This is a genomic window from Bacillus sp. SIMBA_005 (assembly GCF_046535585.1).
GTDB lineage: Bacteria > Bacillota > Bacilli > Bacillales > Bacillaceae > Bacillus > Bacillus pumilus.
This window is the reverse complement of the sequence record NZ_JAWRWI010000002.1, coordinates 496,790-509,403: the sequence shown is the minus strand read 5'-3', so window position 1 is coordinate 509,403 and position 12,614 is coordinate 496,790. Positions and strand designations below refer to the sequence as shown.

At 39.2% G+C, this 12,614-nt stretch carries 11 protein-coding genes and 1 rRNA gene; 4 read left to right on the top strand and 8 right to left on the bottom strand.

Annotation, left to right across the window (positions count from 1 at the left end; genetic code table 11):
* From SB660_RS05195 to dnaA, 8 genes are all read right to left on the bottom strand, one after another.
* Positions 1-146, bottom strand: a 16S ribosomal RNA gene (locus SB660_RS05195); the annotation flags it as partial.
* Between the two features lie 366 nt (positions 147-512).
* The gene (gene gyrA / locus SB660_RS05190; RefSeq protein WP_410581638.1) at positions 513-3,014 is read right to left on the bottom strand and encodes a DNA gyrase subunit A; all 2,502 of its coding nucleotides are present in this window, start codon (positions 3,012-3,014) and stop codon (positions 513-515) included.
* Positions 3,015-3,242: 228 nt separating this feature from the next.
* On the bottom strand, positions 3,243-5,159 hold the full coding sequence (gene gyrB / locus SB660_RS05185) for a DNA topoisomerase (ATP-hydrolyzing) subunit B (RefSeq protein ID WP_058013868.1): 1,917 nt from the start codon (positions 5,157-5,159) through the stop codon (positions 3,243-3,245).
* A 57-nt stretch (positions 5,160-5,216) separates the two neighbouring features.
* Complete coding sequence (gene remB, locus SB660_RS05180; RefSeq protein ID WP_061406453.1) at positions 5,217-5,462, bottom strand: extracellular matrix regulator RemB; 246 nt, start codon at positions 5,460-5,462, stop codon at positions 5,217-5,219.
* Positions 5,463-5,479: 17 nt separating this feature from the next.
* A complete protein-coding gene (recF, locus tag SB660_RS05175) occupies positions 5,480-6,592 on the bottom strand; it encodes a DNA replication/repair protein RecF (RefSeq protein WP_061406450.1) in 1,113 nt (370 codons plus the stop codon).
* Between the two features lie 16 nt (positions 6,593-6,608).
* The gene (gene yaaA, locus SB660_RS05170) at positions 6,609-6,824 is read right to left on the bottom strand and encodes a S4 domain-containing protein YaaA (RefSeq protein WP_410581636.1); all 216 of its coding nucleotides are present in this window, start codon (positions 6,822-6,824) and stop codon (positions 6,609-6,611) included.
* A gap of 150 nt (positions 6,825-6,974) precedes the next feature.
* The gene (gene dnaN / locus SB660_RS05165) at positions 6,975-8,111 is read right to left on the bottom strand and encodes a DNA polymerase III subunit beta (protein ID WP_041815072.1); all 1,137 of its coding nucleotides are present in this window, start codon (positions 8,109-8,111) and stop codon (positions 6,975-6,977) included.
* Between the two features lie 196 nt (positions 8,112-8,307).
* Complete coding sequence (gene dnaA, locus SB660_RS05160; RefSeq protein WP_058013178.1) at positions 8,308-9,648, bottom strand: chromosomal replication initiator protein DnaA; 1,341 nt, start codon at positions 9,646-9,648, stop codon at positions 8,308-8,310.
* Positions 9,649-10,268: 620 nt separating this feature from the next.
* On the opposite strand from dnaA, the gene rpmH reads away from it, so the two are divergent.
* From rpmH to jag, 4 genes are all read left to right on the top strand, one after another.
* Positions 10,269-10,403 (top strand): 50S ribosomal protein L34, encoded by a 135-nt coding sequence (gene rpmH / locus SB660_RS05155; RefSeq protein ID WP_008360908.1) that lies wholly within the window; start codon positions 10,269-10,271, stop codon positions 10,401-10,403.
* A gap of 78 nt (positions 10,404-10,481) precedes the next feature.
* Complete coding sequence (rnpA, locus tag SB660_RS05150; RefSeq protein ID WP_003214983.1) at positions 10,482-10,841, top strand: ribonuclease P protein component; 360 nt, start codon at positions 10,482-10,484, stop codon at positions 10,839-10,841.
* 158 nt (positions 10,842-10,999) lie between these two features.
* Positions 11,000-11,782 (top strand): YidC family membrane integrase SpoIIIJ, encoded by a 783-nt coding sequence (gene spoIIIJ, locus SB660_RS05145; RefSeq protein ID WP_095117972.1) that lies wholly within the window; start codon positions 11,000-11,002, stop codon positions 11,780-11,782.
* Complete coding sequence (jag, locus tag SB660_RS05140; protein ID WP_061410200.1) at positions 11,779-12,402, top strand: RNA-binding cell elongation regulator Jag/EloR; 624 nt, start codon at positions 11,779-11,781, stop codon at positions 12,400-12,402. Before spoIIIJ ends, jag begins: the two co-directional genes overlap by 4 nt.
* Positions 12,403-12,614 lie beyond the last annotated feature (212 nt).

Genomic DNA, 12,614 nt, shown 5'->3' with positions numbered 1-12,614 from the left:
TCCCAGTCTTACAGGCAGGTTACCCACGTGTTACTCACCCGTCCGCCGCTAACATCCGGGAGCAAGCTCCCTTCTGTTCGCTCGACTTGCATGTATTAGGCACGCCGCCAGCGTTCGTCCTGAGCCAGGATCAAACTCTCCGAAAAAGTACAAAACCGAAGTTTTGTTTTTCGTCAGCGTTTGACTGACTACCTATGATATTTCATAGGATTTTTTTATAAAAACTCGAATTAACAGGTACGTTTTGTCTTGTTTAGTTTTCAAAGAACTTGTGTGTCACTCTCTTAAAGCGACCACTTAAATATATCATATATCTCTATCAACAGTCAACATTTTTCTTAAAAAACATTTTGTTTTTCTAAGAAGTTTTTACTGGGGAATGAGATAAAAAATAGAGCCTCTTTTTGCTCCTTTGAAAGATTAACACATATCTATGAAAAAAGCATTATAAATTTCAAAAAAAGTGGTGTTTTTTCAAAAAAAATAAAGCCGGTGAAAAACCGGCTTTATTTTTACTCAGATTGCTCTTGATCTGACTCTATATTCTCTACGTTCTCTTCATTATCTTCATCGTCTTCTTGTGATTGTTCAACTAATGCCACTGTTGCGACATGTTCCTCATCACCAAGACGGATTAGGCGAACACCTTGAGTGACTCGACCTGTTGTCGAAATGTCAGAAACGGCCATACGAATGATTACACCGCTTCCTGTAATAATCATCAAGTCTTCTTCGGCTTCAGCATTAGTTGCTTTCACTGTGACAAGTGGGCCGTTATTGTCAGTGATTTTGCACGTTTTAAGACCTTTACCGCCACGACTTTGAACACGGTATTCTTTTTCAGGGGTTAGTTTGCCATATCCTTTTTCAGTTACAATCAATACGTTTGCATCTGGCTCAAGGATTTCCATACCTACGACAATGTCATCTTCGGAAAGTGTGATCCCTTTCACTCCAGCTGCCGTACGTCCCATTTCTCGAACATCAGTCTCGTCAAAACGGATCAGCATTCCCTTTTTCGTTCCAATGATGATTTGTTTTTCTCCATTGGTTAAACGAACAGCCATCAGTTCATCCTCGTCACGAAGGCTAAGTGCAATAAGACCGTTGTTTCGAATGTTAGCGAACTGAGACAATGTCGTCCGTTTTGATACACCGTGTCTTGTTGTAAAGAAGAGGTACGAATTTTCATCAAATTCGCTTACTGGAATAATGGCGTTAATCCATTCTCCCTTTTCTACTTCAAGAAGGTTAATGATCGGAATCCCTTTCGCTGTCCGTCCGAATTCAGGAATCTCATACCCTTTCGCACGATATACCTTCCCTTTATTAGAGAAGAAAAGAATCGTATCGTGGGTCGATGTTGAAATCAACTGTTCAACGAAATCATCTTCGTTGGTTCCCATTCCTTGGACACCTTTACCGCCTCTTTTTTGACTGCGGTATGTTGATGCAGGGAGACGCTTGATATAACCATTATGCGTCAGCGTAATCACGATGTTCTCAACAGGAATCAAATCTTCGTCTTCAATTGTTTCAATACCCGCTGTCACAATTTCAGTACGACGCGTATCATTGAAGCGTTCTTTAATTTCTATTAATTCTTCTCTAATGATTTCAAGTACTTTCTCATTGTCTGCTAAAATGGCTTTTAATTCAGCAATCAAATCAACAAGTCCTTTATATTCATCTTCTATCTTTTCTCGTTCTAGACCAGTCAAACGCTGAAGTCGCATATCAAGAATGGCCTGTGCCTGTTTTTCAGACAAGCTATAGTTCTCCATCAAACCATTTCTCGCAATTTCTGCAGTTTGAGAGCCTCTAATTAAAGCAATGACTTCATCTAAGTGATCAAGTGCAATTCTCAGACCTTCTAAAATGTGTGCTCTTGCTTCTGCTTTACGCAGCTCATATGCTGTTCTTCTGCGAATGATCACTTTTTGATGCTCTAGATAATACTCAAGACATTGTTTGAGGGACAAGACTTTCGGCTGTCCATCAACAAGTGCTAATAAGTTGATACCAAAAGACGTTTGAAGTGTCGTTTGTTTATAAAGATTGTTTAATAGAACATGAACGTTTGCATCTCTACGCAGTTCAATGACAATACGCATACCATTACGATCTGATTCATCACGCAAGTCTGTAATGCCATCAATCTTTTTATCACGCACAAGATCAGCAATTTTTTCAATTAAACGGGCTTTGTTGACTTGGTAAGGGATCTCATTGATAACAATGCGCTGTTTACCACTAGATGTTTCCTCAATATCCGATTTTGCTCTTAATGTAATAGAGCCGCGCCCTGTCTCATACGCCTTCCGAATACCACTTCGGCCAATGATTTGACCTGCTGTTGGGAAATCTGGACCTGGAATGATATCCATAAGCTCCTGTGTGGTCATTTCCGGGTTTTGACTGATAGCCAATACCCCATCAATCACTTCACCTAGTTGGTGCGGTGGAATATTAGTCGCCATGCCTACAGCAATTCCTGTCGCTCCGTTGACCAACAAGTTCGGGAATCTTGCAGGCATCACCATTGGCTCTCTTTCACTGCCGTCATAGTTATCCTGATAATCAATGGTATCCTTAGTGATATCACGGAGGATTTCCATAGAAATCTTCGATAAACGTGCCTCGGTGTAACGCATCGCCGCTGCTCCGTCTCCATCGACTGAACCAAAGTTTCCATGACCATCTACTAACATATAACGATAGTTGAAGTCTTGCGCCATACGAACCATCGCTTCGTATACAGCACTGTCACCATGAGGGTGATACTTACCGATAACTTCCCCGACAATACGTGCAGATTTCTTAAATGGTTTATCACTTGTCATACCTAGGTCATTCATCGCATACAAAATTCTTCGATGCACGGGCTTTAATCCGTCACGCACATCTGGTAATGCACGCGACACAATCACACTCATTGCATAATCTAAAAAAGACGTACGCATTTCCTGACTAATATTCACTTCGCGTACATTTGGTGTATGTTGTTCACTCACTATAAGAACCTCCCTTTACGTATCACATGAAATAAATTATGTGGGAGTAAAATATGTATTTATCTTCACAAGACTATTCTCCATTATATCAATAATCTCGTCTTTATACACATTTATTTACTAGAAAATCAGCGAAAACACGGAAAAACAGGACATTGGTTACACGCCCCTATTTCTTGAAAAACAACCTTATTCCAAACAAGAAATAAGGTTGTTCTCAGTAGGGATCTAAATATCGAGGTTTTTCACGTATTGCGCATTTTCTTCGATAAAGTTTCTTCTCGGCTCTACTTTATCTCCCATGAGCATTTCAAATGTCTCATCAGCATCGATTGCATCCTCAAGTGTCACTTGAAGAAGTGTTCTCGCATCCGGATCCATTGTTGTTTCCCAAAGCTGAGAAGCATTCATTTCTCCAAGACCTTTATAACGCTGAAGTCCAGGTTTTGGTGTTTGAGAAAGTGATTTCAACAGCTCGTCTAGCTGTTTATCGTTATACACGTACTCAACACGTTTTCCTTGCTGCACTTTATATAAAGGCGGCTGTGCAATATACACATAACCGTTTTCAATGATTTCACGCATGTAGCGATAGAAGAATGTTAAAAGCAGCGTTCGAATGTGCGCTCCATCCACATCGGCATCGGTCATAATCACAACTTTGTGATAGCGAGCTTTCTCTAAATTGAAGTCTTCTCCGATTCCAGTTCCTAACGCTGTAATCATTGAACGAACCTCGTTGTTCGATAGAATTTTATCTAGTCGCGCTTTTTCAACGTTTAGGATCTTCCCTCTTAACGGTAAGATTGCTTGGAAGTGACGATCACGACCTTGCTTAGCAGATCCACCCGCAGAATCTCCCTCTACGATATAGAGTTCAGAGATGGAAGGGTCTTTAGAAGAACAGTCCGCTAGTTTCCCCGGTAAGCTGGAGACTTCCAGTGCACTTTTACGTCTTGTCAGCTCACGTGCCTTTTTGGCAGCCATTCTTGCACGAGCTGCCATCACGCCTTTTTCCACAATTTTCTTTGCAGAATCAGGGTTCTCTAAGAGGAATTTCTCAAGTGCTTCAGAGAAAAGGGAGTCGGTAATGGTTCTTGCTTCTGAGTTCCCAAGCTTTGTCTTCGTTTGTCCTTCGAATTGAGGATCTGGATGTTTGATAGAGATAATGGCTGTTAAGCCTTCTCGCACATCTTCACCGCTCAAATTCGAGTCTCCATCTTTGAATACGCCATTTTTACGAGCATAATCATTGATGACACGCGTCAGACCTGTTTTAAAGCCCGCTTCGTGTGTTCCGCCTTCATACGTGTTGATATTGTTGGCGAAGGAATAGATGTTGCTTGTATAGGAATCGTTATATTGTAATGCCACTTCAACCGTGATTCCGTCTTTTTCACCTTCGATGTAAACAGGTTCTTCATGAACGACTTCTTTTGAGCGATTTAAATGTTCTACATAGCTCTTAATACCGCCTTCGTAGCAGTATTCATTTCGTCGTTCTTTACCTTCGCGTAAGTCTTCAATAATGATGTTTACACCTTTTGTTAAGAAAGCTAACTCACGTACACGGTTAGCAAGTGTGTCGTAATCAAATTCAATAGTTTCAGTAAAAATTTCTGGATCTGGCACAAAATGAGTGGTTGTCCCTGTAACATCTGTTTCACCAATGATCTCTAAATCTCCAGCTGGAACACCGCGTTTGAATTGTTGATAATGAATTTTCCCATCACGATATACGGTCACGTCTAAGGTCGTAGATAACGCATTAACAACAGATGCCCCTACGCCATGCAGACCGCCAGATACTTTATAACCGCTGCCGTCAAATTTACCGCCAGCGTGAAGAACAGTCATAATAACCTCTACAGCAGGACGTCCCATTTTCTCATGAATCCCAACAGGAATTCCGCGGCCATTATCTTTCACTGTAATGCTATTATCCTTTTCAATTTGCACCGTAATATCTGTGCAATACCCAGCTAAAGCCTCATCAATACTGTTGTCGACAATTTCCCATACAAGATGGTGAAGTCCTTTTGCACTGGTTGACCCAATGTACATTCCTGGACGTTTTCTAACAGCTTCTAGTCCTTCAAGCACCTGTATCTGATTTTCATCATAACTATTATGTTGCTGTTCCATTGCCACGTACATTCACCTACACTTTTCTTAAACGATATATTTATATGAATTGAGCTTTTAGACTTCAATTTCAATCACAAATGAAGCACGTTTTTTGAGCGTGCTTGAGGAAAGAGGAGAGTAATAAACAGATTTAGTTGTGACGACGATGGATTTGGGTGTCCCATGTGATAACGAAATGATTTGTCCTTCTTGTTTTTGAAGAAACTCTTCTACAACAGAAGACGACCTCATTTTGTAATCAACAATTGCGACAATCTCTCGTGTAGAAACAACACAATCATCACCTAAATGAATATACAAGACCCACACCTCATTTATCAGTCAATTACTTTCCCACTGGCTACTCTGAAAATTTCCGCTTCTTTCAAGGTGGCGTGATCGATGCCTTCAACACTTGTTGTGGTGACGAAGGTCTGTACACGTCCCTGAATGGTATGGAGCAAATGAGACTGTCTGTAATCATCAAGTTCAGATAAAACATCATCGAGTAGAAGAATGGGATATTCTCCGATTTCTTCGTGTATCAAGTCGATTTCTGCCAGCTTTAGTGAAAGAGCTGTTGTTCTTTGCTGCCCTTGAGAGCCATATGTCTGAACATCCCGACCATTCACAAAGAAAAGAAGGTCATCTCTGTGAGGTCCCCACAACGTCACTCCTCGGTCTATTTCTCTGTCTCTTAGTTTCTGAAACGATTCTTCATAGCTATTCTTTATTTTCGACAAGTCTGACGCTTCTGATACCTCTATCGCCGTTTGGTATTGGAGCGTGAGTGTTTCTAGCTCTCTAGATATGCCAAAATGCAACGGCTGCGCCCATTTTTCGAGCTGTTTCGTAAAAGTCAGTCGTCTTTTGACAACCTTCGCTGCCGCATCAATCAACTGCTCTGTTAAAACCTCCAGCATCGCTTGATCCGTTTGCTTTCTTGTCTGCAGTTGTTTCAAGTAATGATTCCGCTGAGAGAGAATTTTTTGATAGAGCGATAAATCATGCAAGTAGACAGCAGAAACTTGTCCAATCTCCATATCGAGGAATCTTCTGCGGATTTGCGGGCTGCCCTTTACAAGACTTAAGTCCTCTGGTGCAAACATGATGGTGTTTAGCGCACCAACATAATGACTGAGCTTCTGTTGTTCAATGTGATTGACCTTGCCCTTTTTCCCTTTTTTGGAGATCACGAGCTGCATTGGGAGTGGACCATTTTTTTTAATGACTCTACCTTCTATTTTAGCATAGTCTTGGTCCCATCGGATAAGTTCTTTATCATTTGACGTACGATGCGACTTTGCCATCGACAATACATAGATTGCTTCCATCAAGTTCGTTTTACCTTGGGCATTCTCACCGATCATGACATTCACCTTGTTGTCGAATTGAAGCTCGGTGTGTTCATAGTTTCGGTATGAAGTTAACGCCAGACTTTGAATGTACATGTATTGTCACCCGTTTCTAATTCACAACTTGAAATGTGCCATAACCTTCTATCTCGACAACATCTCCTGGGTATAGTTTGCGTCCCCGTCTATTATCTGGCTCTTGATTAATGAACACCTCATGTTCACTTAAAAACGATTTCGCCATTCCGCCAGATTGGATGACTTCGGCTAATTTCAAAAATTGCCCTAATGTAATCATTTCTTTCTCAATGGTTATAGGATTAGGCATTGTATCGACCTCTTTCAATATCACTAATATCTAATTGTACTAAAAAACAAGACAAGAAGGAAAGGGGGAAAGCGAACTGGGATGAAAGAAAGCATGGTAAACGAGAAGAAAAGCTGCTGTGCACTCACACAGCAGCTATTTTAGATTGAATTAATATGTTCTGACTGGAAGAATCAACTGCAAGATTGAATCATCATTTGGTGTGCGCAACAGGAACGGTCTCATAGCACCAGTGAAACTTACATGAATTTCTGTTCCCTCTAATACTTTTAACGCATCTAGCATATATTTTGGACTAAAGGAGATTTTGAGGTCCTCCCCTTTAATATCATCTGCTTGAACCGTTTCGACTACTTTACCAATTTCAGGTGAATTAGAAGAAATCTCAAGGCTTTGTTCAGGATCAGCTGACAGCTTTACAACATTATTACGTCCCTCTCTTGCCAAAAGTGATGCACGATCAATAGCTTGAAGGAATTCCTTCGTGTTGACCACAACATCTGTTTTACTTTCCTGCGGGATCAGGCGAGCTGTATCTGGATAATTACCATCCAGCAATCTTGAGAAGAACAACACGTTTTGTGCTTTAAAGAGAACTTGCGTTTCTGTAATCACGATGCTCACAAGATCTTGTCCGTCATCAAGGATTCTACTTAGTTCTGTTAAGCTCTTCCCTGGAATGACGACATTGTATGAGCTTTCCTCGTCAATATCCAGCTTCGCTTTTCTTAAAGCAAGACGGTGGCTATCCGTCGCTGTGCATATTAATTCACCTTTTTCCACCTTCCAGTTTACACCTGTCAAGATAGGTCGTGTTTCTGAGGTGGACACTGCAAAAACGGTTTGACGAATTAAGTTTTTAAGTAGATCTGTCGGAATTTGAAATGCATGATGCTCTTCGATTTGCGGAAGATGTGGATATTCCTCAGCATCTAGACCGTTTAAGTTAAATTCCGCTGAACCAGAACGGATGATGGTGAGGTGATTTTGTTCTACTTCAATTTCGACAGTAGCCATTGGCAGTTTCTTCACAATTTCACTAAAGAAGCGGGCCTGAAGCACAATACTCCCTGGACGATCAATCGTGATTACTTCTAAATCTCCATCTCTTTGAGGAATAAAGGATTCAATTGAGATATCAGAGTCGCTTCCTGTGAGAGAAACCCCCTCATCAGATGCAACAATTTTGATCCCTGTCAAAATAGGGATCGTTGTTCTAGAGGATACGGCCTTTAATACATCTTGGACACTTTCGACAAGACGATCTTTTTGAATCGTGAATTTCATAGTGGTCCTCCTAAATTTTCTTAATGACATGTATATATATTTTATTAATAAAAATCGTAGAAGTAATAGTAGGGCTTGTGAATATGTGGATAAGTCGGTAAAAAGAAAGGAAAGACAGCCTATCCACATGTGGACAGACTGTGTATGACTATGTTCTAGTTATTCACATTTTCCCGTACTTATTATATCAGCCAGGTTATTTTAATTGTTCTTTGATTTCTTTCACATGCTGCTGAAGCTGTTCATCCTCAACCATTAATTTCGAAATCTTCTCATGAGCATGAATGACAGTCGTATGATCACGACCTCCAAATTCTTCTCCTATTTTAGGCAGAGAGGAATCGGTCATTTCTCTAGAGAGATACATGGCAATTTGTCTTGGATAAGCAACTGACTTTGTACGTTTCTTCGCTTTGAAATCCTCTAAACGAATATTAAATTGCTGCCCTACAATTCTTTGAATATCTTTAATTGTAATGACCCTTGGCTTCGATGAAGGAATGATGTCCTTTAGCGCCTCAGCTGCTAGATCCGCATTGATGTCTTTATTAATTAAAGAAGAGTAAGCAACGACACGAATCAACGCACCCTCCAGTTCACGAATGTTGCTGTCGATTTGATTGGCAATATAAAGCATGACTTCATTCGGAATGTCTAAGCCCTCTGCTTTTGCCTTTTTTCGTAAAATCGCAATACGCGTTTCTAAATCTGGCGGGGTAATGTCTGTGATTAGGCCCCATTCAAATCGAGAGCGTAATCTGTCTTCAAGTGTCGGAATTTCTTTCGGCGGCCGGTCACTAGAAATGACGATTTGCTTACTTTCTTCGTGAAGTGTGTTGAATGTATGGAAAAACTCTTCTTGTGTTTGTTCTTTTCCTGCTAAAAATTGAATATCATCTATCAAAAGCACATCGACATTCCGATAGCGATTACGGAAATCGACAGCTTTGTTGTCTCGAATTGAGTTGATAAATTCATTTGTAAATTTTTCAGATGATAGATAGACCACTTTGGCTGATGGATTATGGTCGATGACATAATGACCAATCGCATGCATCAAGTGAGTCTTTCCTAAACCAACGCCCCCATAAATAAAGAGCGGATTATATGCTTTTGCTGGTGCTTCCGCAACAGCAAGTGAAGCGGCATGCGCAAATCGGTTGCCTGAACCAATAACAAAAGTATCAAATGTATATTTTGGATTCAGCATATTTTGTGGAATATCGACGGGATCTTCTTTAGATATTTTTTTAATTGGAGACTTTGGCATAGCTTCCACTTCATCTTGATTTTGAGGAATAATAAATTTAATGCTGAGCTCTTCACCTGTCAGTTCGTAGATGGTATCAGCAATTAAGTGGAGATATCTTGATTCGAGCCAGTCTCTAGCAAATTCATTAGGTGCCGTAATTGTGAGCGTATCACCTTGAAGAGAATGGGCTTTTGTCGATTTCATCCATGTCTCAAAACTAGGTTTGCTCAACTTTGTCTCTATTTTTTGAAGTGCTTTATTCCACAGATCCAAAATATTTTCCATAAGGCTTCTCCCCCCTCCTTTTCTTTTTAAAATGACCAGTATCAAACTGTTATAGAACACGAAAAAGAGCAAATGGTCATTACCATTCGTGCACATACATTGTTGAAAACAAATAATATAGTAGAAAAACGTCTTTTCGACAAATTACACAGTCTGTGGATAAACAATTCAACAAGCTGTGTAATATCTTTCCACAGGTTGTCCACAGTTTGTGGATAACATAAATAGGTCAGATAATTAATTAAGAGTTAAAACACAAATATAATATCAAAATAAACACGATGGCGCAATGGGTGTCACAAACTTATCCACACACTTTACATCCTGTTGAAAATTAATTATCCACACCGGTTATTTGTGTGAAAAAAATGTCGATAATGAATGTGGATAGTCTAAATATGCCGGAAAAATATCCACACCCTTGTTTTGGAGGCCTTTTAGGAGGAAAAAGAGAATAAAATGTTAGAAACTAAAAAAGAAGGTTTCTTCGTTTGATAAATTATGTTATGCTTATAAGGTTGATAATAAGAGTTTTATCGTTGATATTGACAATCGATGGGTTACACAAATATAATGAGTTAGACTGTCTTAAACAGCTATTCCTCAGGGAGGTGTCATAAATGAAAAGAACGTTTCAACCAAATAACCGTAAGCGTAGTAAAGTTCATGGCTTCCGCAGCCGTATGAGTTCTAAGAACGGACGTCTAGTTTTAAAGCGACGCCGCAGCAAAGGTAGAAAAAAATTATCAGCTTAGGCCACTGAATAATGTCAGTGGTCTTTTTTACATAAAATCGTAAATGAACTGTCAGTTTTTATCGGAGTGGAAGAAAACATGAAGAAGCGAAACAGGCTAAAAAAAAATGAAGAGTTTCAAAAAGTGTTTAAAAAAGGTCAATCAATGGCGAATCGTCAATTCGTTATTTACCAGCTGGATCAACCAAATCAAGATGAACTGCGTTTAGGATTGTCTGTCAGTAAGAAGATAGGTAATGCAGTGATGAGAAATCGAATTAAACGACTGATCCGCCAGGTGTTTTTAGAGGAAGGTCATAAATTAAAGCAAGAAAAAGACTACATTGTCATTGCAAGAAAACCAGCAAGTGAATTGACCTTTGAAGAAACAAAGAAATCTCTCCAACATTTATTTAGAAAATCCGCTGTTTATCAACAACAACCGAAAAAGTCTTCGTAATAGAAACTTTCGTTGAATCAATTTTTAAAAGCGCTTCCTTCATCTAGTGAATTAAAATGAAACCACCACTTTGTAATGAAAAAATGTTACCATACTGATTAGGTGAGTCACTTTCGTAATCAATTCCAACTTAAATAAAGTTTGAAGTAATGGGAGGAATCTTGTTGAAAAGGCGATTATTACTAATATTTAGCTTGATTGGCGCATTGGTTCTATTGGCAGGATGTACACAAATTAATGAACCAATCACATCAGATAGTAAGGGATTCTGGAACTCTTATATTGTTTATCCGCTATCTCAATTAATCACGTACATGGCAAATTTGACTGGTGAAAACTACGGGGTTGCGATCATTATTGTGACACTGTTAATCCGCTTGCTCATTTTACCATTAATGATTAAGCAGTTAAGAAGTACAAAAGCAATGCAAGCATTGCAGCCTGAATTGAAAAAGCTTCGTGAAAAATATAGCTCTAAAGATCAAAAAACTCAGCAGCAGCTGCAGCAGGAAACAATGGCCCTTTTCCAAAAAAATGGCGTCAATCCATTAGCTGGCTGTTTCCCGATTTTAATTCAGATGCCAATCCTAATCGGTTTTTATCATGCGATTATGAGAACAGCAGAAATTAAAAAGCATACATTCTTATGGTTTGACTTAGGCAGTCCAGATCCATTGTTCCTATTACCGATCATTGCGGGGGTAGCTACTTTCATTCAGCAAAAACTGATGATGGCTGGAAATCCTTCGGACAACCCTCAGATGGCGATCATGTTATGGGTTATGCCGATTATGATCATTGTATTTGCTATTAGTTTCCCAGCAGCACTTTCATTGTACTGGGTTGTAGGTAACATTTTCATGATCATCCAAACATTAGTGATTAAAACTCCTCAAGTAAAATTAGATACAAAAGAAAAAGCTGGCGGGAATAAAAAATGAAGGAAGTAACTGCTGTCGGTCGCACAATCGAAGAAGCAGTAGATTCCGGACTTAAGCAAATTCAGCTTCTAAAAGAAGAAGTAGATATCACAATTGTGGATGAAGGAAATAAAGGGTTCTTAGGATTATTTGGCAAAAGACAAGCTGTAGTCAAGTTGATAGAAAAGAGAAATGCTCTTAAATTAGCTACACAGTATTTAGATAATATTGTTAAATCAATTGATCCTAAAGCGAAAATTATTTCCAAACAGGGACCGAAAAAGATTTCTTTCCACATTGATGGAGATAAAACGTCATTAATGATTGGAAAAAGAGGACAAACTTTGTACTCTTTAGAAACCTTGGTACAGCTAGTGTTTAATCGCTATTCTGATCAGTATCATCATATTACCATCGATATTGGAGATTATAGGAAGAAGCGACAAGAAGCACTTGAACAATATGCCGTCAAGATGGCAAACAAAGTTTTAAAAACGAAGAGAAAGGTTCATTTTGAACCAATGCCTTCGAACGAACGAAAAGTAATTCATGATACGATTGCTACTTTTTCTAAAGAACTAGCAACGGCATCGGAAGATACAGGCAGTAAGCGTCATGTAGTGGTGCTGTATAAAAAATAACAGAAAGACTAGAATTCAGCAAAGCTGGATTTTAGTCTTTTTTTATTGAAAAATTGTGTTTCTATAGAAGATTCATCCTTTATTTCTAAAAAGTTAGGATGTAATTCGAATGGAAAATGTCATTTTTACAAGTAAACAAAGGCATCGGGGCGTTTAAATTTATTGTGTTTCGGTGTAAGATGTGAAGATAAGTTTAGAACGTCGTTATTCAC

What these genes read in the sequence shown, in the direction of transcription:
- gyrB (WP_058013868.1), bottom strand. Translation starts at nt 5,159, where the DNA reads ATGGAACAGCAACATAATAGTTATGATGAAAATCAGATACAGGTGCTT.
- recF (WP_061406450.1), bottom strand. Translation starts at nt 6,592, where the DNA reads ATGTACATTCAAAGTCTGGCGTTAACTTCATACCGAAACTATGAACAC.
- yaaA (WP_410581636.1), bottom strand. Translation starts at nt 6,824, where the DNA reads ATGCCTAATCCTATAACCATTGAGAAAGAAATGATTACATTAGGGCAA.
- dnaN (WP_041815072.1), bottom strand. Translation starts at nt 8,111, where the DNA reads ATGAAATTCACGATTCAAAAAGATCGTCTTGTCGAAAGTGTCCAAGAT.
- dnaA (WP_058013178.1), bottom strand. Translation starts at nt 9,648, where the DNA reads ATGGAAAATATTTTGGATCTGTGGAATAAAGCACTTCAAAAAATAGAG.
- rpmH (WP_008360908.1), top strand. Translation starts at nt 10,269, where the DNA reads ATGAAAAGAACGTTTCAACCAAATAACCGTAAGCGTAGTAAAGTTCAT.
- rnpA (WP_003214983.1), top strand. Translation starts at nt 10,482, where the DNA reads ATGAAGAAGCGAAACAGGCTAAAAAAAAATGAAGAGTTTCAAAAAGTG.
- jag (WP_061410200.1), top strand. Translation starts at nt 11,779, where the DNA reads ATGAAGGAAGTAACTGCTGTCGGTCGCACAATCGAAGAAGCAGTAGAT.